We start from the raw sequence: 24153 nt of genomic DNA on the forward strand, positions 1-24153 counted from the left end.
CCGAAGGCAGCCATGACCCAGACCGTTCCGGCCACCACGCCGTCCACCGCCCTCGCGGCCCCGCCCACCCCACCCGCCGGTCCACGACGCCGGCGCCCCGGCCCCGCCGTCCTCCTCCCCGCGGCGGTGGTCGCCCTCCTGGCGGCCGCGGCCCTCGCCCCCGGCCTGCTGACCCCCGGTGACCCGCTGGCCATGGAACCGGCCAATGCGTTCGCCGCCCCCTCCCCCGCCCACTGGTTCGGCACGGACGAGTCCGGCCGCGACGTGTTCACCCGGGTCGTCCACGGCGCCCGCGACTCCCTGTCCATCGGCGTGCTGGCCACCGTGATCGGCGTCGGGCTCGGGCTCGCGCTGGGGGCGCTCGCGGGCTGGGGATCGAGGGCGGTGGACTACGGCGTGAACCGCCTCCTCGAGGTGCTCTTCGCCTTCCCCAACCTGCTGCTGGCCCTGCTCGTCATCACGATCCTGGGCCCCGGCGTGGTCACCACCACCCTGGCCGTGGGCCTGTCCACGGCTCCCGGGTACGCCCGGATGATCCGCTCCCAGGTGCAGTCGATCAAGCGGTCGGGCTACGTGGAGGCCTCCATCGTCCAGGGTCGCTCGCGCTGGTTCATCCTCCGCCGGCACGTGCTGCCGAACGTGGCCGCCCCCCTGTTCATCCTCGCCACGCTGGGCGTGGGCCAGGCCATCGTGTGGGCATCGTCGCTGAGCTTCCTCGGCCTCGGCGCCACCCCGCCGGCCCCCGAGTGGGGGGCCATGCTCTCGGCCGGCCGGGGGTACATGTCCATCGCCTGGTGGATCACCCTGTTCCCCGGCCTGTTCATCGTTCTCAGCGCAGCCGCCACCACCGTCCTCGGACACGGCCTCCAGCAGAAGCTCAAGGAGCAGTCATGACCCAGCCCACCGAATCCACGCCCGAGGACACCAGGCCGGCGCCGCCGGCGCCAACGGTCACGGCGCCGGCCGGCACCGCCGCCGCGGCCCGGGTCCGGAACCTCTCCGTGGCCTTCGGCGACCGTCGCCACGCGGTGCCCACGGTCCACGGCGTGGACCTGGAGATCCAGCCCGGCGAGTGCCTGGCGATCGTGGGCGAGTCCGGATCCGGGAAGTCCGTCACGGCCCGCTCCCTGATCGGGCTCACCGGGGACAACGCCCTCGTCTCGGCCGATGCCCTCGAGGTGGGCGGCGTCGACCAGCTCGCCAACGGTCCGCGCCAGTGGCGCCGGGTCCGCGGCGCCGAGGTGGGCTACGTGCTGCAGGACGCCCTCGTCTCGCTCGACCCCCTGCGCCCCATCGGCCGCGAGATCGACGACGCCCTGCGCCTGCACACGCGCCTCGACCGGTCCCAGCGCCGGGCGAAGGTCCTGCAGCTGCTCGACGACGTCGGCATCCCGGATCCCGGGCAACGGCTCCACCAGCGCTCCGGCGAGCTCTCCGGCGGGCTGCGCCAGCGCGCCCTGATCGCCACGGCCATCGCCCTCGACCCACCGCTGCTCGTCGCCGACGAGCCGACCACGGCCCTGGACGCCACCGTCCAGCGGCAGATCCTGGACCTGCTGGCCCGCCTCAAGGACCAGGGCACCGCGTTGCTGCTCATCAGCCACGACCTGGCCGTCGTCGGGGATCTCGCCGACCGGATCGCGGTCATGCAGGCCGGCCGGATCGTGGAGACCGGCCCGAGCGCCGAGATCCTGGCCGACCCGCAGCACCCCTACACCCGGCGACTGCTGCGCGCCGTCCCCACCGGCCGGCCCCGCGGCACCGCCCTCTCGGAGAGCCCCGTGGCCACCTCCGACCGACAGCACCGGCTGATCGCGTCCCGCCGGGGCCTCGAGCCGGTGGCGACCGACGAGGCCGCCGCGACCGAACCCCTGCTGGTCGGCACCGGACTGCGCAAGGCCTTCCGCAATCCCGACCGCAGCGAGCGGGTGGCCGTGGACGACGTCTCGTTCTCCCTCGCGCGCGGCACCACCCTCGGCATCGTCGGTGAGTCGGGCTCCGGCAAGAGCACGATCGCCCGGATGGCCCTGGGCCTCACCCGTCCCGACGCCGGCACGGTCCGGTTCCGGGGACAGGACTGGAGCGCGATGACGGAGCGCGAGCGCCGGCCCCACCGTCGCCGCATCGCCTCGATCTACCAGGACCCCCTGGGATCCTTCGATCCCCAGTGGAGCGTGGAGCAGGTGCTGGCCGATGCCCTCATCGACGGCGGCGCGCTCTCCGGCGCCGACCGACGGGACGAGGTCGTGCAACTGCTGGAGACCGTGGGGCTCGGTGCGGACCACCTGCGCCGGCGGCCGGCGCGGCTCTCGGGCGGCCAGCGCCAGCGCGTGGCCATAGCCCGCGCCCTGGCCTCCGGCCCGGAGGTGATCGTGTGCGATGAGCCGGTCTCCGCCCTGGACGTCTCCATCCAGGCCCAGGTCCTGGACCTGCTGGACGAACTGCAACGCCAGTTCGGCCTCAGTTACCTCTTCATCTCCCACGACCTAGGCGTCGTCCAGCACGTCAGCGACGAGATCGTGGTGATGCGCCAGGGGCGGGTCGTGGAGGCCGGGCGCGCCCACCAGGTGTTCGCCCGCCCCAGCCACCCCTATACCCAGGCCCTGCTCGACGCCGCTCCGCGGTTGTCGGTGTCCACCGGAGGAGCCGCATGAGCGCCACCATCCAGGACACCACCCCGGACCTCCGGCGGCTGGACCGGCACTGGCGCACTGCGCGCGTCCTGTCCAGCCACCACCCGCTGACCTAGCGGGCCCGGGAGATCGGGCAGCGACGGCTCACCGGTGATACCGGCATCGCTCCCGTCTCCGTGGGTGCAGCGAGCCCCGGCGGCACCGCCTCCGGCACGTCCCCGACCCTCGCCACCACGTCCACCCCCGCCTCCCCGAAGGAGACCACCGCATGAGCGCGCCCCTGTTCTTCAACGCCTTCCTCATGAACACCGGTTCCCACATCCAGCACGGCCAGTGGCGCCACCCCGAGGCCCGCCAGTCCGAGTTCAACGACCTGCGGCTGTGGCTGGACCTGGCCCGCACCCTGGAGGAGGGACTGTTCGACGCGATGTTCTTCGCCGACGTCTCCGGTCTCTACGGGCCCGCCGGCGGGCAGTACACGGACAACGTCCACGAGGGACTGCAGATCCCCTCCAACGACCCGACCGTGCTGCTCGGCGCGCTGGCCGTCGTGACCGAGCACATCGGCCTGGCCACCACGTCCAACGTAATGCAGAACCACCCGTTCAACTTCGCCCGCCAGCTCTCGACCCTGGACCACCTCTCCCGGGGTCGGGTGGCGTGGAACATCGTCACCTCCACCCAGGAGAACGCCGCCCGCAACTTCGGCCTGCCGGCCCTCGTGGACCACGACGCCCGCTACGACTGGGCGGACGAGTACCTCGACGTGGTCTACAAGCTCTGGGAGGGGTCCTGGGACGACGGTGCCCTGCTCCGGGACCGGGCGGGCGGGCGCTTCGCCGACCCGGCGCGCATCCACAAGATCCACCACGAGGGCCCGCGGTACTCGGTGGAGGGACCCCACCTGCCCTCGCCGTCCCCGCAGCGCACGCCCCTGCTGTTCCAGGCCGGCGGCTCCGAGCGCGGCATCCGCTTCGCCGCCCAGCACGCCGAGTGCCAGTTCATCATGACGCCGAATCCGCGCGTGGCACGGGAGCACATCGAGCGGGTGCGGGCCCGGGTGGCCGAGGCCGGACGCGACCCGCAGGACGTGAAGTTCTTCCAGGGCCTGTCCCTCGTCCTCGGGGACACCGAGGCGGACGTGCGGGCCCGGGAACAGGACTATCTCGAGTACGCCTCGGTCACCGGCTTCCTCACGCACGCCTCCCTCGGGATCCTGCCGGACGGGACGCGGCTCCCGGAGGACACCCGCCTCATCGACATCCCGAACAACGGCGGCCAGGCACACGTGGAGTGGCTGCGCCGGGCCACGCCCGAGCGGGAGCCCACCCTGGCCGACCTGGCCAACGGCCGGATCCGGCGCGGCTACGCGGCGGGGACGCCCGAGCAGGTCGCGGACCAGCTCGAGGCCTGGCAGGAGGCCGGGGTGGACGGGATCAACCTCATCAACTGGCGCCTGCCCGGGACCTACGAGGAGTTCAACGAGAAGCTCCTGCCGGTCCTCCAACGCCGGGGCCTGGCCAAGACCGAGTACGCCGAGGGCACCTTGCGGCACAAGGTCTTCGGCCGGGACCGGCTGCCGGACGACCACCCGGGCGCCCGGTACCGCGGAGCCTTCACCCCGGCCGCGGCCGGGGCCTGATCGGACCGGCCGTCACCGGGGCATGGCCGGGCCGGCCCCGTCCCGACCGAGACCCTCTGGACGCCGGCCGGTGCCGTGCCCGACCGCGGTGCCGGCACCCGTCCGGCTCAGCCCCGCGGCGCCGGGGACGGGTCGTCGAACTGGGTCCGGTACAGCTCGGCGTAGCGGCCGCCGGCGGCCAGCAGCTCCTCGTGCGGGCCCTCCTCGACCACCCGGCCGTCCTCGACCACCAGGATCCGGTCGGCCGAGCGGATGGTGGAGAGCCGGTGCGCGATCACGACGGCGGTCCGGCCCGTCAGCGCCTCGGCCAGCGCCGCCTGGACGGCCTTCTCGGACGTGGAGTCCAGCGCGGCGGTCGCCTCGTCCAGCAGCACGACGCGCGGCTCGGCCAGCAACAGGCGGGCGATCGTCATCCGCTGGCGCTCCCCGCCCGAGAGACGGTAACCGCGCTCCCCCACGACCGTGTCGAGCCGGTCCGGCAGCCCTTCGACGACCTCGCGCAGCCGGGCCCGGTCGATCGCGTCCCAGATCTCCTGCTCCCCGGCATCGGGGCGGGCCAGGGTGAGGTTGCCGCGGATCGTGTCGTGGAACAGGTGCCCGTCCTGGGTCACCATGCCGACGGTGGCCTGCAGGGAGGCGAAGGTCGTGTCCCTGACGTCGCGGCCGTTGTAGCGGATGGCGCCCGCGTCGGCGTCGTAGAGCCGGGCCAGCAGGGAGGCGATCGTGGACTTGCCCGCCCCGGAGGTGCCCACGAGCGCGTACGTCTGCCCGGGCTGGACGGTGAAGGACACGCCGTGCAGCACCTCCGCCCCGCCCCGGCGGTCGAGCACCGCCACGTCCTCGAGGGAGGCCAGGGAGACCTGCTCGGCGCTCGGGTAGGAGAACCGCAGGTCCTCGACCTCCAGGGTCACCGGCCCGCCCGGGATGGGCAGTGCATCGGGCTTCTGGCGGATCAGCGGTTCCAGGTCCAGGATCTCGAAGACGCGGTCGAAGGAGACGAGCGCGCTCATGATCTCCACCCGGGCGTTGGCCAGGCCGGTCAGGGGGGCGTACAGACGGGTCAGCAGCAGGGCGAGGGTGACGACCTCGCCCGCGTCGAGGGTCCCGGCGATCGCCTGCAGTCCGCCGATGCCGTACACGGCGGCCAGGGCCAGGGCGGAGACCAGCGTCAGCATGGTGGTGAACACGGACTGCCGCACCGAGATCCCCACCCCGGTGGCCCGCACCCGGTCGGCACGCGAGGCGAACTCGGCCGACTCGCGCCCGGGGTCACCGAAGAGCTTGACCAGGGTGGCGCCCGGCGCGGAGAACCGCTCGGTCATCTGGTCGCCCATCGCCGCGTTGTGGTTCGCGCGGGTCCGGCTCAGCTCCGCCAGGGTGCGGCCCATCCGCCGGGCCGGCAGCAGGAAGACCGGCAGCAGCACGAGGGAGACCAGCGTGACCTGCCAGGAGGTCGAGAGCATGACCCCGAGGGTGAGCACCAGCGAGACGAGGTTCATCACCACGCCGGACAGCGTGCGGGAGATGGCGGACTGCGCCCCGATCACGTCGTTGTTGAGCCTCGAGACGAGGGCCCCGGTGCGGGTGCGCATGAAGAAGGCGATCGGCATGGTCTGGACGTGGTCGAACACCGCGGTGCGCAGGTCGTAGATGATCCGCTCACCGAGGTCCGAGGACAGCCAGCGGGTCACCACGCCCAGCGCGGCGTCCAGCACGGCCACCAGCGCGATGAGCAGCGCCAGGCGGACCACCAGCCCGGCGTCCCGGCCGCCCACGATGGCGTTGACCACCCCTCCCGCGAGGACCGGCGAGGCCACCCCCAGGACCGCCCCGGCCACGGACAGCACCAGGTAGAACGCCAGCTTGCCCCGGTAGCGACCGGCGAAGGCCAGGGTCCGCCTCACGGTGCCCGGGCGGAGCTTCGTCTGGGCGGTGGCCGAGCCGCTGCTCATCCGGTACATGGACATCATCGCGGCCCGTTCCATGCTCATGGCGCGGCGTCGCCTCCCTCCACGCGCGCGGCCAGCAGCCGCTCGATCCCGCGCAGGGACGCGCGGTGGGCCCGGTCGAAGCCGGCCTGCCCCATCCCCTCGGCCAGCCCCGCGGCGTAGCCGGCGAGGAACGCGGTGGCCGCGGCGTCGTCGTCCTCACCGGAGGCCGCCGCGGCGAGGCGTGCGGTGCGCGCGAGGCGGGCGAAATCCGGGCTGGCGCCGTCGAGCTCGAGGGCCGCCATCAGCCGCCGGGGCCAGTCGGTGCCGGCCCCCTCGGCGGGGTCCGGCGGGAGGGGGGTGGGATCGTCCTGGGGCACCGTCCCAGTCTAGGCGGCAGCGCGCGGACCGCCGGGGGGCTCAGGCGGCCGGGGCCAGGAAGTCCGTCCACTGCTCCGCCGGTCGCTCGAGTTCCCGGATGCGCCACTGGGGTCCGCGCGGCCGGGCGGGCGCCACGCGCAGGCTCCAGCCCATCTGGGCGAGCGAGCGGTCCCCCTTGGCGTTGTTGCAGGCCAGGCAGCACGCCACGAGGTTCTCCCACGAGTCCTCGCCGCCGCGCGAGCGGGGGTGGACGTGGTCCACCGTGGTGGCGGCGCGGCCGCAGTACGCGCACTGGTGCCCGTCCCGCCGCAGCACCCCGCGCCGGGAGACGGCCGCGGTCTCGGCGTGCGGGATGCGCACGTAGCGGTTCAGCAGGATCACCGCGGGCCGGCGGAGCGTGCAGGTGGGCCCGACGACGGGGTCCCCGCCATCGGCGAGCACGCTCGCCTTTCCCGTGACCACCAGCAGGATGGCACGCCGGTAGCTGACGACGGACAGCGGCTCGTAGCCGGCATTCAGGACCAGAGTGCGCATGGGGGTACCTCGCGGCTCGTGGGTGCCGCGCGCGCCGGATCGTCGGCCGGGACGACCCCGGCCATCCGGCGTCTGCGGAGTGCATCGGGGGACGATCAGCATCAGGATACGCCCGGGCCGCGCCCGCCCGTCACGGCGTCCCCCGCCATCGGGCGTGTCGGGAGCAGTGTTCACGGTGTCTTCACGGGGCATTCACGCCCGGGCCCGCCGGCGGCCGGGGACGACCGAGGGCCCCTCCGTCTCCCGGAGGGGCCCTCGGCGTGGTCGTCACGCGGCGCGGGGCCGCGAGGGGTCGGTCGTCAGCCGACGTAGGTGTAGTAGCCCAGCAGCGGGTTGCGGGTGACCGGGTGCAGGAAGGTGCCCACGGACGGGTTCTGGGCGCCGATCATCATGCCGTTGCCGACGTAGATGCCGACGTGGCCGCCGCCGTTCTGGTACACGAGGTCGCCCGGCTTCGGGTTGGAGGTCGGCACGAACTTGCCGGAGAAGCGGATGGCCGAGGTCTGGGACGGGATGGTGATCCCGGCCTGGCGGTAGGCCCAGGCCACGAAGCCGGAGCAGTCCCAGCCCGCGGTGGTCTTGCCGCCGTAGACGTAGGGGACGCCCACGCCGGCGTAGGCCGCGGACACGACGCCGCTCAGGCCGGTGCCGGAGGACTCCGGGGCCGGCTTGGGCGCCGCCTGCTCGGTGACCGTGGACTGGGAGGCGCGCTGGACCGGCTCGGCCTCGGCCGGGCGCTCGGTCTCGGCGCGGCGCTCCGGCTGCTCGGCACGGGCGGGGCGCTCGGCCTGCGCGGCGCGGGCCGGGCGCTCGGCGGTCCGCTCCTGGGCGACCGGGGCGGCGACCTCGGCGACCGGCTCGCGCTCGGCCGGGGTCTCGACGACGGGCTCGGGCTCCGGCTCGGGGGCCGGGGTGGAGTCGAGGGAGGCGCGGTCGAGCTCGACCTTCACGTCCTTGGCGGCGGCCACGTTGACGGCGGTGACGGCCGCGGCGCGCTCGATGTCCAGGCCCGGGGCGGGGATGCTGGTGGTCTCGCGCACGGCGGGAGCGCCCTGGGCGGGCATGCCGATGGTCAGGACCAGTCCGGAGGCTGCGGCCACGACGGCCGCCTGGCGGCCCACGGTGCCGGCGTTGGAGGACACGGCCCGGGAGATGGCCCCGAGCGGGTTGGCGGCGGCGGGGGTGGCGCGGTGGCGGGCCTCGGAGTGGCGCTTCGACACGGATGTACCTCTCTCACGTGCCGCCGGGCAGGACCGGCCCCCGCCATGATGACGACTGCTGTTGGGACACCGGGACTGCGGGGGGATGGCAAGCCTGCGGTGGGGCGCAGCCGCCGGGACCCGGCCGGAGCGCCGGGGTCCAAGGTATATCAAACGTTTATAAATGTCACACCGAGGTCACGGCGGCCTGTGCACGACGTGATGATTCTCTGGAAACTGCCACCAAGAACCGCAGAAATCCGCGGGAGTTCACTCCTCCACAACATCACGGAACGATTGCCCGTAGCGTGACGAAGATCACGAAAGCGGCCCTGGCGACCGGGTCAGGCCGTGCGGGCCTCGACCCGGATGTGCACCGCCGCGTCCTCGGACACCTCCAGGGCCACTGCACCCTCGCCCGCGCCGGCGGCGCGCACGGTGATGTAGCCGTCGCGGGTGTCCACGTCGATCTCCTGCCCCGGGCGAACCCCCGCCAGCGCGAGCTCCGCGAGCAGCTCGGGATCGGTCTGGATGGCCTCCGTCAGGCGCACCACCGTGTAGCGGCCCGGCTGCCGGCCGACCACGGACAGCGGCTCCCCGCTCTCGAGGGCCGGCACGCCGCCGGCGGCGGGGTCGCGGAGCTCACCCAGTCCGGGGATGGGGTTTCCGTACGGGGAGTCGACCGGATGGCCGAGCAGGTCCAGCAGGCGCAGCTCGACCTTCTCGCTCATCACGTGCTCCCAGCGGCAGGCCTCCTCGTGCACGTACGCCCAGTCGAGGCCGATGACGTCCGCGAGGAGCCGCTCGGCCAGGCGGTGCTTGCGCATCACGCCGACGGCCTTCTCGCGGCCCACCTCGGTGAGCTCGAGGTGGCGGTCGGTGGTGACGTGGACGAGGCCGTCGCGCTCCATGCGGGCCACGGTCTGGGACACGGTGGGGCCGGAGTGCTCCAGCCGCTCGGCGATGCGCGCACGCAGCGGGACGATCCCCTCCTCCTCCAGCTCGAGGATGGTCCGCAGGTACATCTCCGTGGTGTCAATCAGGTCCGTCACGTCCGGCTGCTTCCTCTCCAGGTCCCCTGCTCCCCCACGACCGGCCCGGGCCCCGGACCGGGGACGGCACGCGCGGAGGAGTCCGGGATCCATCCTAGCCGGGCCGCCGGACGCCGGGACCGGACCGTGGCAGCAGGGGCCGGCGGCCGCGACGACACGGATCCGGCCGCGCCGGGTCGATGCGGGAGAATGGGTGTCGCGGCCGGCGTGGCGGTGACGCACCGCCCGCCCCCGGGCCGCACGCCCCGCACGGCGGGTCGAGGACGTCGAGTCAGGAGATCGCATGAGCACACCCGAGGTGACCATCCCCCAGCAGCTGCTTCCCCGGGACGGACGGTTCGGCGCCGGTCCGTCCAAGGTCCGCCCGGAGCAGGTCCAGGCGCTCGTGGCGGCCGGCCCGCGGCTGCTGGGCACCTCCCACCGCCAGGCCCCGGTGAAGGACCTCGTGGGCAGCGTCCGCTCCGGCCTGAAGGACCTGTTCTCCGCGCCCGAGGGCTACGAGGTGGTCCTCGGCGTCGGCGGCTCCACCGCCTTCTGGGACGCCGCGAGCTTCGGCCTGGTCCGCTCCCGCGCCCAGCACCTGTCCTTCGGCGAGTTCGGGTCCAAGTTCGCCAAGGCCACGGACAAGGCCCCCTTCCTGGAGGCCTCCTCGATCCTCACCGCCGAGCCCGGCACCCGCCCGGAGCCGGTGGCCGAGGCCGGGGTGGACGTCTACGCCTGGCCGCAGAACGAGACCTCCACGGGCGTGGCCGCCCCCGTCCGGCGGGTCGAGGGGGCCGACGACGACGCCCTCGTGCTCATCGACGCCACCTCCGCCGCGGGCGGGCTGCCCGTGGACGTGTCCCAGGCCGACGCCTACTACTTCGCCCCGCAGAAGAACTTCGCCTCCGACGGCGGCCTGTGGCTCGCGCTGTTCTCCCCCGCCGCGCTCGAGCGCGTGGAGCAGGTCAAGGCCTCGGGCCGGTGGATCCCGGACTTCCTCGACCTGAAGACCGCGGTGGACAACTCGCTGAAGGACCAGACGTACAACACCCCGGCCCTGGCCACCCTCGTGATGCTGGACGAGCAGGTCCGGTGGATGAACGCCAACGGCGGGCTGGACTTCGCCACCGCCCGCACCTCCGACTCCTCGAACCGGGTGTACTCGTGGGCCGAGGCGTCCTCCTTCGCCACCCCGTTCGTGGCGCGCCCCGAGGACCGCTCCGCCGTCATCACCACGGTGGATTTCGCCGACGGCGTGGACGCGGCCGTGGTCGCGAAGGTGCTGCGGGCCAACGGCGTCGTGGACGTGGAGCCGTACCGCAAGCTCGGCCGCAACCAGCTGCGCATCGCCACGTTCGCCGCGATCGAGCCGGACGACGTGACGGCCCTGCTGGCCTGCATCGACCACGTGGTCGAGAAGCTCTCCTGACCCCTCGTCCCCCGGGACGGCGACGGCGGGGCACCCTCCAGGGGCGCCCCGCCGTTCGCGTGTCTCAGGCGGGGCGGTCCTCGCCCGCGTCCGGGTCGGCGGCGTCGCTCGCGGCATCCACGCCGTCCGCGTCCTCGCCGTCGTCCGCCGCGTCCCCCGCTTCACCCTCGGACTCGCCGTCCTCCCCGCGGAACCGGGCGAGCGCCTTCTCGGGGTCCTCCCCCGCGGCGATCGCGTCCAGCCGGACCTTCTCCTCCTGGCTGACGCGCTCGGACCACGGCACCCAGTCGGGGGCGAGGATGGCGTCCTGGCCGGGCAGCAGGCCCACCTCGCACACGGTCACGTGCTTGCTGCGCGGCGCGCGGGACAGGGTGGCGAACCACTCCCAGCCGCCGTATCCGGGCAGCGCGGCGGCGAAGCGGTGCGTCACCAGCCGGTCGTCGTCGGCCACGGCACCCACGTGCCGGCCGACCTGGTCCTCCTCGGCCAGGCCGGCCAGTGCGGAGCGGGCCGCCTCGACGGAGGAGGCCAGCAGCTCGTCGAGCTTCGGCGCCCGCCGCCGGGGCGCACGGGCCGGCTTCGGGGGGATGCGCACCGGGCCGATCGCCGTCTCGGCGACCTGGGCCCCCTCGCCGTCGCCCCCGTCCGGGCCGGCCACGGCGGCCCCGACCGGGGCCTGCGCGTCCTCGGCCGCCGGCGGGGCCGTGTCCTCAGGCCTCAAGGTCGTCCGCAACCTTGCGCAGGGCCAGGGCGATCTTCTCGGCCTGGGCGCGCTGCGGGTACTTGCCCTTGCGCAGCCCGTTGGAGGCCATGTCCAGCCAGCGGATCAGGTCCTCCATCACGACCGCCATGTCCTCGGGCTTGCGCCGGTGCGCCCGCACCACGGACGGGCCCTCGTCGAGGATCCGCGCGCTGAGGGCCTGCGGGCCGCGGCGGCCCTCGGCCACGCCGAACTCCATGCGCGTCCCGGCCCGGACCTCGGTCACGCCCGCGGGCAGGGCGGAGGCCGGGAGGTGGACCTCCCGGCCGTCGTCGGTGTGGAGGAAGCCGAACCCCTTCGCGGAGTCGTAGAACTTCACTTTGCCGGTGGGCATCTCTCGTGTCCTTCCCTGTCTTCGGTGCGTCCCCCCGGCCGTGGCCGCGTGCCGTCGCCGTGCTGTCGGCGTCCCGGTGCGGCGGCGGCACCCGGGACCGGGTGCGCGCGGTCCGGCGGCGGTGCCGGCGTGCGGGGCGGGCGGCGTCCGGCCTCGCCGTGGACGTCCCGTGCCGGCCGGCCCTGCCCCGTCGCGTGCCGGTCGGGGGGAAAGTCTGTAGCACCCCAAGGATACCCTCTCGCCCCTGCCGGACGGCCGGAGCCCGCCGGTGTCCCGCGCGCGCGGCGTAGACTGGGGCGCATGTCCGTTCGTCCCGCGACCTCCCCCGAGACCCCGCCCGGCCCGGCCTCCACCGAGGCCTCTCCCTGGCTGCGGCTGCTGCTGATCGCCGGGGGCGCCCTCACCGCGGCGTCCTTCGCCGCCCTGGTGCTGTTGCTGGCGTCCTACTTCCTCCAGGTCACCGCGTGGCCGGTGTTCTACTGGTTCGGCCTCTACGGGCTGCCCCTGGGCTTCGCCCTGATGCTCGCCTACGTGGTCGCCAAGGCGGTCCTGAGGCGCCGCGCCTGAACCGGCCCGCCCGCCCATGACGGCCGCCTCGCTGACGGCGCACCTCGACCGCTGGTCCGACGACCGGCTCCGGCGCCTGCTCGTCCTGCGGCCCGACCTGTGCCATCCGCCCGTGCCGGACCTCGCCGCGTTGGCCGCCCGCGCCGGGACCCAGGTCTCCGTCCTGCGCGCGCTGGAGCAGCAGGACCGGGGCCGGCTCCACGTGCTCGAGGCCCTCGCCGTGCTGCAGGCCCGTCCCGGCGCCGGGGCCGGCACCGGCACGGGCACCGAGCGGCTCGCCGCCTTCCTGTCCGGCCCGGAGCCCGACGAGGAGCTCTCATCCTGGCTGCGGGAGGCGCTCGCGGAGCTCGCCGCCGCGGCCCTCGTGCTGCCGGGCGGTCCCGCCACGGACCCCGCGCGCGGCGACGGGCAGGCGGCCGATGCCTGGCTGCTGCCGCTGGCGGTGGCCGCCGCGCTCGGGCCGCACCCGCTCGGCCTGGGCCGGGCCGCATCCGCGCTGGGGGCGGCCCCGGGCGCCGGAACCGCCCCGGACGCCCCGCCGCGGGACCGGGCGGGCGTGCTGGGACTGCTGCGCCGCGCGGCGGACGAGCCGGGCCTGCTCGAGCGGGCCGCCGCCGCCCTCGACGCGCTGCAGGACTCCCCCGTGGCGCGGCTGCCCGAGCCTCCCGGACCCGTGCACGCGGTGCTGCTGCGCACGGGCCTGCTCCGGCGGGCCGGCACGCTGCCGGACGGCACCGCCCTGGCCGAGCACCCGCTGGAGGCCGGACTGGCCTGGCGGGACGGCACCGCCGGACGGCCCGTCCCCCTCCGGCCGCCCGCGCCCGGCGGGCGCCCGGTCAGCGCCGCCCTGCGCCGCAACGCCGCCCTCGCCGCGATCGGCGACCTGCTGCGCGGCGCCACGGACCTGCTGGACCTGCTCGCGGAGGGGCTGCCGACCCTGCGCTCGGGCGGGGTGGGGGTCCGCGACCTCAGGCGGCTGGCCGACCGCGCGGGCGCGAGCCCCGAGGACACGGCCTGGACGCTCGAGCTGCTGGCCGCCGCGGGGCTGGTCGTCCTCGACCCGGACACCTCGCGCTGGGTCCCCGCCGCCGAGGCGGCCGGCTGGTCCCGGGCCGCCCGCCACCTCCAGTGGCAGTCCCTCGTGCAGGGCTGGCTGCGCGGCGGCCGGGCGCCGATGCTCGGCCCCGTGCCGGGGGTCCCGACGCCGGCCGGCGGGCCCCGCGGCGCCGCCCCGGCCCCGGGCCCGGCAGGCACCCCGACCAGCCCCCCGGCCGGCGGCGGACGGGCCCTCGCCCCCGACCGCAACCGTCCCGACGCGCCGCGCCTGCGCGCCGACGTGCTCGAGGCCGCTCGCGTCCTCGAGGCGGAGTGCCCGGGGGCGCGCCTGGAGGATGCCGTCCCCGCCCGCCAGTCCTGGCACCGCCCCCGCCGGGCCGCCCGCACCGGGGCCTTCACCGGACCGCTATTGGCCGAGGCGGCGCGGCTGGGCCTGACCGGGGCCGGGGCCCTCACCCCGCCCGGCGCCCTCGTGGCCGAGGGCCGGCTCGAGGAGGCGGCCGCCGCCGTCGGGAGCGCCCTGCCGGCGCCCGTGACGCGGGTGCGGCTGCAGGCGGACCTGACCGCCGTGGCCCCCGGCTATCTGGACCCCGCGGTGGCCCGGGGGCTCGGCGCGATGGCGGACCCGGAGGGGGACGGGGCCGCCGGCGTCTACCGCTTCTCGGACGCCTCCGTGCACCGCGCGCTGGACGCCGGGATGGGCGCCGGGGACATCGAGCGGTTTCTGGCCGCGCACTCGGAGGACGACCTGCCCCAGGCCCTGCGCTACCTCGTCCGGGACGCCGCGCGCCGCCACGGCGCCCTGGCCGTGGGCGGCGCCGGTGCCTGGCTGCGCGTGGAGGACGAGGCGGTGCTGGACGCGGTCCTCGCCGACCCCGCGCTGGCCGCGGCCCGCCTGGAACGGCTCGCGCCCACCGTGGCGGTGGCCGGCGTCGGCCCGGCGGACCTGCACCGGATGCTCGCCGCGGCCGGCCACCGGGCCGCCCTGCGGCGCACCGCGGCCGCGGCGCCCCTGGGTCCGGGGGCGGGACCGGACGGCCCGACCGGCGGCGCCGGCCCGGCAGACCGCACCCCCGGTCCGCCCGCCGCCGACCCCGCGCCCGCCGCGTTCCCCGAGCCCGTGCGCGCCGCGCGGTGGACGCCGGGCGAGGAGGAACTGGACGCCCAGCTCGCCCGCCTGCGCGCCGCGCCCCGACCGGCGCCGAGCGGGCCCGGGCCCGAGGAGGCGGTCGCGCTGCTGCGGCACGCGGCCCGCTCGCGCTCGGCCGTCCGGCTGACCACCGTGGACCAGCGCGGTGACCGGCTCTCCCAGCGGGTCGTCCCACTGGCCGTGGCCGGCGGGCGGGTCCGCGCCCTGGTGCCGGAGCGGGAGGCCGAGACGGTCATCCCCCTGCACCGCGTCGTCGCCGCCGAGCACGCCGAATGACCACCCGAGGACCCGCCGCAGACCAGGAGGACCCATGCCCGACGGACCGCTGATCGTGCAGTCGGACAAGACCGTGCTGCTCGAGGTCGACCACCCCGCCGCCACCGAGGCCCGGCATGCGCTGGCCTCCTTCGCGGAGCTCGAGCGCGCCCCCGAGCACGTGCACACCTACCGGATCACCAACCTCGGCCTGTGGAACGCGCGGGCCGCCGGCGTGGACGCCGAGCAGGTGCTGGACGTGCTGCTGACGCACTCGCGCTACCCGGTCCCGCACGCGCTGCTCGTGGACATCGACGACACGATGTCCCGCTACGGCCGGCTGCGCCTGGAGAACGACCCCGTGCACGGGCTGGTCATGCGCACCGACGACCATCCCGTGCTGGAGGAGGTGCTGCACGCGGACCGCACCGCGGACCTGTTCGGCCCGCGGATCGACGGGGACACCGTGGTGGTGCACGCCGCCGGCCGCGGCCAGCTCAAGCAGGCGCTGCTGCGGCTCGGCTGGCCGGCCGAGGACCGCGCCGGGTACGTGGACGGCACGCCCCACCCCATCGCGCTCACCGAGGTGCCGGACACCGGCGAGCTGCCCGGGGGCGGGGCGGCGGGCGCCGAGCCCTGGCGGCTGCGCCCCTACCAGCGCATGGCGGTGGAGAACTTCTGGGCCGGCGGCTCGGGCGTGGTCGTGCTCCCGTGCGGTGCCGGCAAGACCCTCGTGGGGGCCGGCGTCATGGCCACCGCGAGCGCCACCACGCTCATCCTCGTGACCAACACCGTCTCGGCGCGGCAGTGGAAGGCGGAGCTGTTGCGGCGCACCACGCTGACCGAGGCGGAGATCGGGGAGTACTCGGGCGCGGTCAAGGAGGTCCGCCCGGTGACGATCGCCACCTACCAGGTGCTCACCACCCGGCGCGGCGGGACCTACCCCCACCTGGAACTCGTCAACGACCACGACTGGGGGCTGATCGTCTACGACGAGGTGCACCTGCTGCCGGCCCCGATCTTCCGGATGACCGCGGACCTGCAGGCCCGGCGCCGGCTCGGGCTGACGGCCACCCTGGTGCGCGAGGACGGCCGGGAGTCCGAGGTGTTCTCGCTCATCGGGCCCAAGCGGTACGACGCCCCGTGGAAGGACATCGAGGCGCAGGGCCACATCGCCCCGGCGGAGTGCGTGGAGGTGCGCACGGAGCTGCCCCGGGACGAGCGGGTGGCCTACGCGATGGCCGAGGACGCGGACAAGTACCGGCTGTGCTCCACCTCCGAGGTCAAGCTGCCCGTGGTGCGCTCGATCGTGGAGCGCCACCCCGGCGAGCAGGTCCTGGTCATCGGCCAGTACCTGGACCAGCTCGCGGAGATCGGGGAGCTGCTGGACGCCCCCGTGCTGACGGGGACCACGTCCGTGGCGGAGCGGCAGCGGCTGTTCGACGCGTTCCGGGACGGCGCCCTGGACGTGCTCGTGGTGTCCAAGGTGGCCAACTTCTCGATCGACCTGCCGGGGGCCTCCGTGGCGGTCCAGGTCTCCGGGGCCTACGGCTCGCGCCAGGAGGAGGCCCAGCGCCTCGGCCGGCTGCTGCGACCCAAGGACGGCGGGCGCTCGGCGCACTTCTACACGGTCGTCGCGAGGGACACCCTCGACCAGGAGTATGCCCAGCGGCGGCAGCGGTTCCTCGCCGAGCAGGGCTATGCCTACACGATCCTGGACGCGGGCGACCTCACGGGCGGGCGGCCCGGGGCGCCGGGTCCGGCGGACGGATGACCGCCGCGGCGCGGACGCCTCCGGCCCCCGATCCCGCCCCGCTCCGGGAACGCCCATCCAGCCGGTATCCAGCGAACGTCCAGCTACCGGGAGGACGATGGGACCCATGAAGTCCAAAGAGCCTGAAGCCAAGCTCCTGGTCGTCGACGACGAGCCCAACATCCGCGAGCTGCTCTCCACCTCGCTGCGGTTCGCCGGGTTCGAGGTGGTGGCCGCCGCCAACGGCCGGGAGGCCCTCGCCGCCGCGGAGAGGGACCAGCCCGACCTCGCCGTGCTGGACGTCATGCTGCCGGACATGGACGGGTTCACCGTCACCCGCAAGCTGCGCGCCGCCGGCCGGCACTTCCCCGTCGTGTTCCTCACGGCCCGGGACGACACCGAGGACAAGGTCACCGGCCTGACGGTGGGCGGCGACGACTACGTCACCAAGCCGTTCTCGCTCGACGAGGTCGTGGCCCGCATCCGCGCCGTGCTGCGCCGCACCGCCCCGGCCGAGGGCGACGACGCCGTGCTGCGCGTGGACGACCTGGAGCTGGACGACGACGCCCACGAGGTGCGCCGGGCCGGGGAGGTCGTGGAGCTGTCCCCCACCGAGTTCAAGCTGCTGCGCTACCTGATGATGAACCCCAACCGGGTGCTGTCCAAGGCGCAGATCCTGGACCACGTGTGGGAGTACGACTTCAACGGGGACGCCTCGATCGTGGAGTCCTACATCTCCTACCTGCGCCGCAAGATCGACCGCCCGGACCTGCCGGACATGATCCAGACCAAGCGCGGCGTCGGCTACCTGCTGCGCTCCGCGGACAAGCGCTGAGCGGCCGGACCGGCGCCGTGGTGCCCCGGCGCGCCGCCGCGCCCTCCGTATCCTTGGACGCATGGCTGCACCCGTGAACCACCCCGGGGGCTTCCGGCCCCTCCGCGAGCTCGTCCGGGTGTGGAAGACCTCGTCCCTGCGCACCCAGCTGGTGGTGATGACCAGCGGGCTGATGCTCCTGGCCGTCATCATCACGGCCGCCCTGACCGCCTCCCTGTTCCGCCAGGAGCTCGTCCGGCAGATCGACGAGGACCTGTTCAACAACCGCAACAACGTCTCGGTCTACCTGACGAGCCTCGGCACGGACACCGGATACTTCTCCTCCCCGCAGTCCATCCTGCGCTTCTACGGCGAGCTGATGGACAACCAGGGCCGCACCACCACCAATTCCTCCTTCACGGGCGCCTCCGAGGACCGGCCGGTCATCCCCCCGATGACGGCCGCACAGGTCACGGCCCAGGGCGACGACGCCTTCGAGGTGCCCGGGACCACCCCGGACTCGCGCGGCTGGCGCGTGAAGGTCTACCGGCTCGAGTCCGGGGAGGGCTCGCTCGCGATCGCCCTGCCCCTGGAGCCGGTGTACACCTCCGTGGACCGGGTGACCTCCCTCGTGGCCACCATCGGCCTGCTGGCCACCGCGGGCGCCTCGATGATCGCCTACGCGGTGACCACGCGCGCGTTCCGGCCCCTGCTGCGGGTGGAGCGCACCGCCGCCCAGATCGCCGCGGGGGACCTGTCCCAGCGCGTCGAGATGGGCGCCCCGGACACGGAGGTCGGCCGGCTGTCCCGGTCCCTGAACGCGATGCTCGCCCACATCGAGACGGCCTTCCGGTCCAAGGAGCAGTCCGAGGAGCGGATGCGCCGGTTCATCCAGGACGCCTCCCACGAGCTGCGCACCCCCCTCGTGACGATCCGCGGCTTCTCCGAGCTGTACCGCCACGGCGGGATCTCCGCCACGGAGGACGTGGACGCGGCGATGGGCCGGATCGAGGGCGAGGCCAAGCGCATGGGCCAGCTCGTGGAGGACCTGCTGACCCTGGCCCGGCTCGACGAGCAGCGCCCGCTGGACCACGAGCCGGTGGACCTGCTGATGCTCGCCCACGACGCGGTGCTCGACGCCCGCGTGAACGCCCCGGAGCGCGAGGTGCGGCTCACCGGGCTCGACGGCGGCCGGGCCGGCTCCGCCCCGACGTCCGGGGACGAGGGGCGACTGCGGCAGGTGATCGCCAACCTCGTGACCAACGCCCTGCGCTACACCCCCGAGGGGACCCCGCTCGAGATCGCCGTGGGCACGGTGGACGTGCTGCCCGGCTCGGTCGACGCCGACGGCCGCCAGGTGCACGGCTCCCGGGACTCCGTCATCGAGGTGCGCGACCACGGCCCGGGCATCGACGAGGACGACGCCGCGCGCGTCTTCGAGCGCTTCTACCGGGCCGACTCCTCCCGCCAGCGCGAGACCGGGGGCACCGGCCTGGGGCTCGCGATCGTGGCCGCGATCGTGGCCCAGCACGACGGCACCGTGCGCCTGACCCAGACCCCCGGCGGCGGGGCGACGCTCTCCGTGCGGCTGCCGTGGGTGGAGGCCCCCGGCGCGGGCGAGGACCACGGCGAGGCGAGGGACGAGGCGGGCGACAGCGGCGAGGACCATGCCGCCGACACCACGGAGGGCACCCCGGGCACCGGGGACGCGGAGGCCGCCGCGGCCAGCGGAGGACCGGAGCGCGCGGCCGCCGCCCGGCACGCGCGGACCGTCCCGCCCCGTCCTCCACAGGCGCCCGGCACCTCCTCCTCATCCTCGGCGGACTAGGGCCCCACACCGGGGAGACGGTGCGCGTGCCTAGCGTGGGCGGTGAGCCGGTGCCCACCGGCCGGCCGGCCCCGCCGGTCCACCGCACCACCCACAGGAGTGACCATGGCCCTCGTCCAGATCGACACCGAAGACCTCATGGCCAAGAGCCAGGCCGTGGAGGGATCCATCGGCCGGCTCCAGGCGGAGGTGAACGCGATGGAGTCCAACCTCCGCCAGCTCCAGGACACGTGGCGGGGGCAGGCCGCGAACAACTTCCAGGCCGTGCTGACCGAGTGGCGGGCCACCCAGGCACGGGTGGAGGAGTCCCTCGTGTCCATCCGCGGCGCCATGACCCACGCCGCCCAGCAGTACCTCGACGCCGAGACGGCCAACGCCTCGATGTTCCGCGGCTGACCTCCCTCCCCCTCCCGGCCCCTCCCGGCCCCGTGGCGCTCCCGGGTCGCAGACCGCGGGTGACGAGCCCCTCGACCCGTGGTTCGTGACCCGGGAGCCGGGGCCACGGGGCCGGGCGGAGGGCGAAGAGGAGTGACGAACTAGGCTGGGCGCATGGCCGTGCTGATCGATCCGGCGCGGTGGCCGGCCCACGGCACCGTGTTCTCCCACCTGGTCTCGGACCGTTCCCTGGCGGAGCTGCACGAGTTCGCGGCCGCCGCCGGGATCCCGCGCCGCGCCTTCGACGGGGACCACTACGACGTGCCGGTGGAGCGCTATGCCGAGCTCGTGGCCCGCGGGGCCCGGGAGGTCAGCGGCGCCGAGCTGGTCCGCCGGCTCGTGGCCTCCGGGTTGCGCATCCCCGCGGCGCGGCGTCCCGGACGGCTGGACCGCGTCCTGTCCCAGCGCTTCCACCGCCTGCTCCCCGGGCACTCCCCGCTCGAGCGCGACCCCGTGGTGGCCGACCTGCTGGCCCGCTGGTCGGAGCCGCACCGGCACTACCACGACCGCTCGCACCTGCTCGCGGTGCTGACGTCGATCGACCTCCTGCTGCGCCACGGCGAGGACTGCGGCCGGTGGGTGCGCGCGGTGAAACTCGCCGCCTGGTTCCACGACGCCGTCTACCGCGGCGACCCGTCCCGGCCGCCGGGGCAGGACGAGGAGGACTCGGCGGTGCTGGCCGAGACGGTGCTCTCGGACCTGGGCCTGCCGGATCCCGAGGTCGAGGAGACCGCGCGGCTCGTGCGGATGACGGCGCGCCACGATCCGGACCCGGACGACCGGGCGGGGGCCGTGCTCAGCGACGCGGACCTCGAGGTGCTCGGCCGGGGCCGCGGGGACTACGCGCGGTACCTCGCCGCCGTCCGGCGGGACTTCGCGCACGTGCCGGACGAGGACTTCGCGGCCGGGCGAGCCGCCGTCGTGCTCTCGCTGCTGGAGCAGGACCCGCTGTACCGGACGGCGACGGGCCGGCGGCTGTGGACGGCGGCCGCCCGGCGCAACCTGTCCGCGGAGCTGCACCCCACGGCCCCGCACTGGCACCGCCCCCGCGGCGAGCGTCCGGGCCGGGGCGGCTGACCCCCGGCCGGCGTCCTCCCCGTGGCCGTCCCGCGGCCCGTGACGATCCCGCCGACGGACCGCTCGAGGAACCGGCGGGGCGCCGTTGAACGCCGGACGGCCCGGCCCCCAGAGGGGACCGGGCCGTCCGGTGGAGCGGGCGCTCAGTGGATCACATCATGCCGCCCATGCCGCCCATGCCACCCATGTCGTCGCCACCCGGGACGGCGGCGGCCGGCTCGGGCTTGTCGGCCACGACGGCCTCGGTGGTCAGGAACAGCCCGGCGATCGAGGCGGCGTTCTGCAGGGCAGAGCGGGTCACCTTGACCGGGTCGTTGACGCCGGCGGCCAGCAGGTCCTCGTACTCGCCGGTGGCGGCGTTCAGGCCGTGGCCGGCGGGCAGGCCCTTGACCTTGTCCGCCACGACGCCCGGCTCGAGGCCGGCGTTGAGGGCGATCTGCTTCATCGGGGCCTCGATGGCGACCTTGACGATGTTCGCGCCGGTGGCCTCGTCACCCTCGAGGGAGAGGTTGTCGAAGGCCTTGATGCCGGCCTGGATGAGGGCCACGCCACCACCGGCGACAATGCCCTCCTCCACGGCGGCCTTGGCGTTGCGCACGGCGTCCTCGATGCGGTGCTTGCGCTCCTTGAGCTCCACCTCGGTGGCGGCACCGGCCTTGATGACGGCCACGCCGCCGGCCAGCTTGGCCAGGCGCTCCTGCAGCTTCTCGCGGTCGTAGTCGGAGTCGGTGTTCTCCATCTCGGCGCGGATCTGGTTGACGCGGCCGGCGATCTCCTCGGCGTCGCCGGCGCCCTCCACGATGGTGGTCTCGTCCTTGGTGACGACCACCTTGCGGGCGGTGCCCAGCAGGTCCACCGTGGCGTTCTCCAGCTTCAGGCCGACCTCCTCGGAGATGACCTGGCCGCCGGTGAGGATGGCGATGTCGGCGAGCATGGCCTTGCGGCGGTCGCCGAAGCCCGGGGCCTTGACGGCCACGGACTTGAAGGTGCCGCGGATCTTGTTGACCACGAGGGTGGCCAGGGCCTCGCCCTCGACGTCCTCGGCGATGATCAGCAGCGGCTTGCCGGACTGCATGACCTTCTCCAGGAGGGAGACCATGTCCTTCACGTTGGAGATCTTGGAGTTGACGATGAGGATGTAGGGATCCTCCAGCACGGTCTCCTGGCGCTCGGCGTCGGTGACGAAGTAGCCGGAGATGTAGCCCTTGTCGAAGCGCATGCCCTCGGTGAGCTCGAGCTCCAGGCCGAAGGTCTGGGACTCCTCGACGGTGACCACGCCCTCCTTGCCGACCTTGTCCAGGGCCTCGGCGATGAGGGAGCCGATCTGGGTGTCGGCGGCGGAGATCGACGCGGTGGCGGCGATCTGCTCCTTGGTCTCGATCTCCTTGGCGGAGGAGACGAGCTCGGCGGTGACGGCCTCGACGGCCTTCTCGATGCCGCGCTTCAGGGACAGCGGGTCGGCGCCGGCGGCCACGTTGCGCAGGCCCTCGCGGACCAGGGCCTGGGCCAGCACGGTGGCGGTGGTGGTGCCGTCACCGGCGACGTCGTCGGTCTTCTTGGCGACCTCCTTGACGAGCTCCGCGCCGATCTTCTCGTACGGGTCCTCGAGCTCGATCTCCTTGGCGATGGAGACGCCGTCGTTGGTGATGGTGGGGGCGCCCCACTTCTTCTCCAGCACCACGTTGCGGCCGCGCGGGCCGAGGGTGACCTTGACGGCGTCGGCGAGGGTGTTCAGGCCCTTCTCCAGGCCGCGGCGCGCCTCTTCGTCGAATGCGATGGTCTTGGCCATGTGTGCACTGTCCTTTCTGGACCTTGGCGTTGCTTGGCAGTTCTCAGGCGACCTGTGCGGTGCCCGCGACGGACGGCCCTGGAGCGGACCTCACCACGTTCAGGTCAACCCGTCGGTCCCGGACCACCCGCATGCCTGCGGGCTTGGCAGTCCGGACCGCCGAGTGCTAGTCCCATATTTAGCACTCGCACCCACCGAGTGCAAACATGCTCCGGCGGGCGGACGCAGGTTCCGCGGCGAGGGGAACCGGCCCTCAGCCGGGATAGGAGGCGGTGACCACCACGGCGATGCCGGGCACGCGCCCGTCGTACACCGCCGGCAGCCCCAGGCGGGCCGCGATCGCCTGCGCCGTCGCCGGGTTCGAGGAGTAGAAGACGCCGGACCCGGCCACGGGGAAGCCGGACCAGTTGGCCGTCGAGACCACGCGGAACCCGGCCCCGGAGAGGATGCCCCCGGTGCGGCCGGCCAGTCCGTTGACGCGGGAGGCGTTGTACACCTCGACCGGCACCGAGTAGTCGACGACGTCGGGCGTCGGCGTGGGAGTGGGCGTCGGCGTGGGCGTCGGGGTCGGCGTGGGAGTGGGCGTCGGCGTGGGAGTGGGCGTCGGGGTCGGCCTCACCGATGCGCTGGGCGAGGCCGTCGAGCTCGGCCCCGCGGACGCCGTCGCCGGCTCCCGCGGGGCCGGCGTCCCGGAGCCCGACGCCGGCCCGGACGGCCCGGCGCCGGCGTCCCCGCCGACGGGGGCGGCGGAGGCCGGTCCGCCCGCGCCCAGCGCCGACGGTTCGGCGGGGCGCAGCGAGGGGAGGATGAAGTACGAGAAGGCGCCGACGACGAGGGCGAGCACCGCGACCACGGCGATCCAGCCCAGCCCGGACGAGCCGGCGGCGGGAGGGCCCACCACGGCCCGGTGGCCGCCCTTGCGGTCGCGGTACTCGGGCACGTCGTCGAACTGGTCGCGCGGATACTCAGCCATCGACCACCATCACCAGACCCCTCGGCGCAGGGCGGCCCCGCCTGCGGTGCCGCCAATCGTGGACACGGACGGCCCGCGGCACCCGGGTGCCGGTCAGGCCTGGTGCCGCCGGGCGTTGCGGGCCCGGTGGCGTGTCGTCCGTAGTCTACGCAATCTCTTGACGAGCATCGGCTTGTGGGCGAGGGCCTCCTCGCGGTCGAGCAGGCCGTTGAGCACCTGGTAGTAGGTGGTCGCCGAGATCGAGAACCGGTCGCGGATCGCCTGGTCCTTGGCGCCGCCGTACTTCCACCACTGGTCCTCGAAGTCCAGGATGTCCCGTTCCCGCTCGGACAGCCCTGCCGGCGCCTCGTCGGCCGGGTGGCCGGGGAGGGCGGGGTCAGCTGCAGTCATGAGGGGGTCCTTCCGGTGTCCTGTCCGCGCCCGGGGCCGGGTCGAGGGGGTCGAGGGCGGCCGGACGCGGTACTCCACAATCGGTCCCAGTCTACGCGCGCGAACTACACGGGTGTGATTCCCCGGCGCCGCGCCGGCCGCGCGGGAGTGCCCCCCCCCCCCCGGCACCGTCCCGGCACCGTCCCGCCGCGC

Annotated in this window: 21 protein-coding genes; 11 read left to right on the forward strand and 10 right to left on the reverse strand. The window is 74.7% G+C overall.

Going from position 1 to position 24153, the window contains the following annotated elements:
- Positions 1–12 precede the first annotated feature (12 nt).
- The 3 genes from E7744_RS11890 to E7744_RS11900 all read left to right on the forward strand — a co-directional run bounded on the left by E7744_RS11890 (position 13) and on the right by E7744_RS11900 (position 4275).
- On the forward strand, positions 13–894 hold the full coding sequence (locus tag E7744_RS11890; protein ID WP_137774297.1) for an ABC transporter permease: 882 nt from the start codon (positions 13–15) through the stop codon (positions 892–894).
- Positions 891–2654, forward strand: a complete 1764-nt coding sequence (locus E7744_RS11895; protein WP_137774298.1) for an ABC transporter ATP-binding protein — start codon at positions 891–893, stop codon at positions 2652–2654. Before E7744_RS11890 ends, E7744_RS11895 begins: the two co-directional genes overlap by 4 nt.
- 247 nt (positions 2655–2901) lie before the next feature.
- Entirely contained in the window at positions 2902–4275 is a 1374-nt protein-coding gene (locus E7744_RS11900; protein WP_137774299.1) for an LLM class flavin-dependent oxidoreductase, read from the forward strand.
- Positions 4276–4382: 107 nt separating this feature from the next.
- On the opposite strand, the gene E7744_RS11905 is transcribed toward E7744_RS11900, so the two are convergent.
- The 5 genes from E7744_RS11905 to E7744_RS11925 all read right to left on the reverse strand — a co-directional run bounded on the left by E7744_RS11905 (position 4383) and on the right by E7744_RS11925 (position 9369).
- The gene (locus E7744_RS11905) at positions 4383–6266 is read right to left on the reverse strand and encodes an ABC transporter ATP-binding protein (protein WP_210417108.1); all 1884 of its coding nucleotides are present in this window, start codon (positions 6264–6266) and stop codon (positions 4383–4385) included.
- Complete coding sequence (locus E7744_RS11910; RefSeq protein ID WP_137774300.1) at positions 6263–6583, reverse strand: hypothetical protein; 321 nt, start codon at positions 6581–6583, stop codon at positions 6263–6265. Before E7744_RS11910 ends, E7744_RS11905 begins: the two co-directional genes overlap by 4 nt.
- A 40-nt stretch (positions 6584–6623) precedes the next feature.
- A complete protein-coding gene (locus E7744_RS11915; protein WP_137774301.1) occupies positions 6624–7118 on the reverse strand; it encodes an HNH endonuclease in 495 nt (164 codons plus the stop codon).
- A gap of 299 nt (positions 7119–7417) precedes the next feature.
- A complete protein-coding gene (locus E7744_RS11920; RefSeq protein ID WP_246858437.1) occupies positions 7418–8338 on the reverse strand; it encodes a C40 family peptidase in 921 nt (306 codons plus the stop codon).
- 323 nt (positions 8339–8661) lie between these two features.
- Positions 8662–9369 (reverse strand): metal-dependent transcriptional regulator, encoded by a 708-nt coding sequence (locus tag E7744_RS11925; protein ID WP_137774302.1) that lies wholly within the window; start codon positions 9367–9369, stop codon positions 8662–8664.
- A gap of 283 nt (positions 9370–9652) precedes the next feature.
- On the opposite strand from E7744_RS11925, the gene serC reads away from it, so the two are divergent.
- Positions 9653–10780 (forward strand): phosphoserine transaminase, encoded by a 1128-nt coding sequence (gene serC / locus E7744_RS11930; RefSeq protein WP_137774303.1) that lies wholly within the window; start codon positions 9653–9655, stop codon positions 10778–10780.
- Positions 10781–10844: 64 nt separating this feature from the next.
- Here serC and E7744_RS11935 read toward each other — a convergent pair whose 3' ends face one another.
- Positions 10845–11501 carry a DUF3027 domain-containing protein gene (locus E7744_RS11935; protein WP_246858438.1) on the reverse strand — a complete coding sequence of 219 codons (657 nt, stop codon included), beginning with the start codon at positions 11499–11501 and terminating at the stop codon, positions 10845–10847.
- Entirely contained in the window at positions 11491–11874 is a 384-nt protein-coding gene (locus tag E7744_RS11940; protein WP_137774304.1) for a cold-shock protein, read from the reverse strand. Before E7744_RS11940 ends, E7744_RS11935 begins: the two co-directional genes overlap by 11 nt.
- A 300-nt stretch (positions 11875–12174) precedes the next feature.
- Between E7744_RS11940 and E7744_RS11945 the strand changes: the two genes are divergently transcribed.
- From E7744_RS11945 to E7744_RS11975, 7 genes are all read left to right on the forward strand, one after another.
- Positions 12175–12441 (forward strand): hypothetical protein, encoded by a 267-nt coding sequence (locus E7744_RS11945; RefSeq protein ID WP_137774305.1) that lies wholly within the window; start codon positions 12175–12177, stop codon positions 12439–12441.
- 16 nt (positions 12442–12457) lie between these two features.
- Positions 12458–14923, forward strand: a complete 2466-nt coding sequence (locus E7744_RS16520) for a helicase-associated domain-containing protein (protein WP_137774306.1) — start codon at positions 12458–12460, stop codon at positions 14921–14923.
- Between the two features lie 34 nt (positions 14924–14957).
- Positions 14958–16676 carry a DNA repair helicase XPB gene (locus E7744_RS11955; RefSeq protein ID WP_137774307.1) on the forward strand — a complete coding sequence of 573 codons (1719 nt, stop codon included), beginning with the start codon at positions 14958–14960 and terminating at the stop codon, positions 16674–16676.
- Between the two features lie 106 nt (positions 16677–16782).
- Complete coding sequence (locus tag E7744_RS11960; RefSeq protein WP_137774308.1) at positions 16783–17490, forward strand: response regulator transcription factor; 708 nt, start codon at positions 16783–16785, stop codon at positions 17488–17490.
- 61 nt (positions 17491–17551) lie between these two features.
- A complete protein-coding gene (locus E7744_RS11965; RefSeq protein ID WP_168199814.1) occupies positions 17552–19297 on the forward strand; it encodes a HAMP domain-containing sensor histidine kinase in 1746 nt (581 codons plus the stop codon).
- Between the two features lie 105 nt (positions 19298–19402).
- Positions 19403–19693, forward strand: a complete 291-nt coding sequence (locus E7744_RS11970; RefSeq protein ID WP_137774309.1) for a WXG100 family type VII secretion target — start codon at positions 19403–19405, stop codon at positions 19691–19693.
- A 153-nt stretch (positions 19694–19846) separates the two neighbouring features.
- Entirely contained in the window at positions 19847–20809 is a 963-nt protein-coding gene (locus tag E7744_RS11975; protein ID WP_137774310.1) for a DUF4031 domain-containing protein, read from the forward strand.
- 151 nt (positions 20810–20960) lie between these two features.
- Here E7744_RS11975 and groL read toward each other — a convergent pair whose 3' ends face one another.
- The 3 genes from groL to E7744_RS11995 form a co-directional block, all read right to left on the reverse strand.
- On the reverse strand, positions 20961–22598 hold the full coding sequence (gene groL / locus E7744_RS11980; RefSeq protein ID WP_137774311.1) for a chaperonin GroEL: 1638 nt from the start codon (positions 22596–22598) through the stop codon (positions 20961–20963).
- 253 nt (positions 22599–22851) lie between these two features.
- The gene (locus tag E7744_RS15855; RefSeq protein ID WP_168199815.1) at positions 22852–23571 is read right to left on the reverse strand and encodes a LytR C-terminal domain-containing protein; all 720 of its coding nucleotides are present in this window, start codon (positions 23569–23571) and stop codon (positions 22852–22854) included.
- A gap of 93 nt (positions 23572–23664) precedes the next feature.
- Positions 23665–23961 (reverse strand): DUF3263 domain-containing protein, encoded by a 297-nt coding sequence (locus E7744_RS11995; protein ID WP_137774314.1) that lies wholly within the window; start codon positions 23959–23961, stop codon positions 23665–23667.
- Positions 23962–24153: the final 192 nt, after the last annotated feature.

Origin of the sequence: Citricoccus sp. SGAir0253 (genome assembly GCF_005877055.1) — a bacterium.
In the GTDB taxonomy this organism is placed as follows: domain Bacteria; phylum Actinomycetota; class Actinomycetes; order Actinomycetales; family Micrococcaceae; genus Citricoccus.

Coding starts and splice junctions, on each gene's coding strand:
- E7744_RS11890 (WP_137774297.1), top strand. CDS start 13: ATGACCCAGACCGTTCCGGCCACCACGCCGTCCACCGCCCTCGCGGCC.
- E7744_RS11895 (WP_137774298.1), top strand. CDS start 891: ATGACCCAGCCCACCGAATCCACGCCCGAGGACACCAGGCCGGCGCCG.
- E7744_RS11900 (WP_137774299.1), top strand. CDS start 2,902: ATGAGCGCGCCCCTGTTCTTCAACGCCTTCCTCATGAACACCGGTTCC.
- E7744_RS11905 (WP_210417108.1), bottom strand. CDS start 6,266: ATGAGCATGGAACGGGCCGCGATGATGTCCATGTACCGGATGAGCAGC.
- E7744_RS11915 (WP_137774301.1), bottom strand. CDS start 7,118: ATGCGCACTCTGGTCCTGAATGCCGGCTACGAGCCGCTGTCCGTCGTC.
- serC (WP_137774303.1), top strand. CDS start 9,653: ATGAGCACACCCGAGGTGACCATCCCCCAGCAGCTGCTTCCCCGGGAC.
- E7744_RS11940 (WP_137774304.1), bottom strand. CDS start 11,874: ATGCCCACCGGCAAAGTGAAGTTCTACGACTCCGCGAAGGGGTTCGGC.
- E7744_RS11945 (WP_137774305.1), top strand. CDS start 12,175: ATGTCCGTTCGTCCCGCGACCTCCCCCGAGACCCCGCCCGGCCCGGCC.
- E7744_RS16520 (WP_137774306.1), top strand. CDS start 12,458: ATGACGGCCGCCTCGCTGACGGCGCACCTCGACCGCTGGTCCGACGAC.
- E7744_RS11955 (WP_137774307.1), top strand. CDS start 14,958: ATGCCCGACGGACCGCTGATCGTGCAGTCGGACAAGACCGTGCTGCTC.
- E7744_RS11960 (WP_137774308.1), top strand. CDS start 16,783: ATGAAGTCCAAAGAGCCTGAAGCCAAGCTCCTGGTCGTCGACGACGAG.
- E7744_RS11965 (WP_168199814.1), top strand. CDS start 17,552: ATGGCTGCACCCGTGAACCACCCCGGGGGCTTCCGGCCCCTCCGCGAG.
- E7744_RS11970 (WP_137774309.1), top strand. CDS start 19,403: ATGGCCCTCGTCCAGATCGACACCGAAGACCTCATGGCCAAGAGCCAG.
- E7744_RS11975 (WP_137774310.1), top strand. CDS start 19,847: ATGGCCGTGCTGATCGATCCGGCGCGGTGGCCGGCCCACGGCACCGTG.
- groL (WP_137774311.1), bottom strand. CDS start 22,598: ATGGCCAAGACCATCGCATTCGACGAAGAGGCGCGCCGCGGCCTGGAG.
- E7744_RS15855 (WP_168199815.1), bottom strand. CDS start 23,571: ATGGCTGAGTATCCGCGCGACCAGTTCGACGACGTGCCCGAGTACCGC.
- E7744_RS11995 (WP_137774314.1), bottom strand. CDS start 23,961: ATGACTGCAGCTGACCCCGCCCTCCCCGGCCACCCGGCCGACGAGGCG.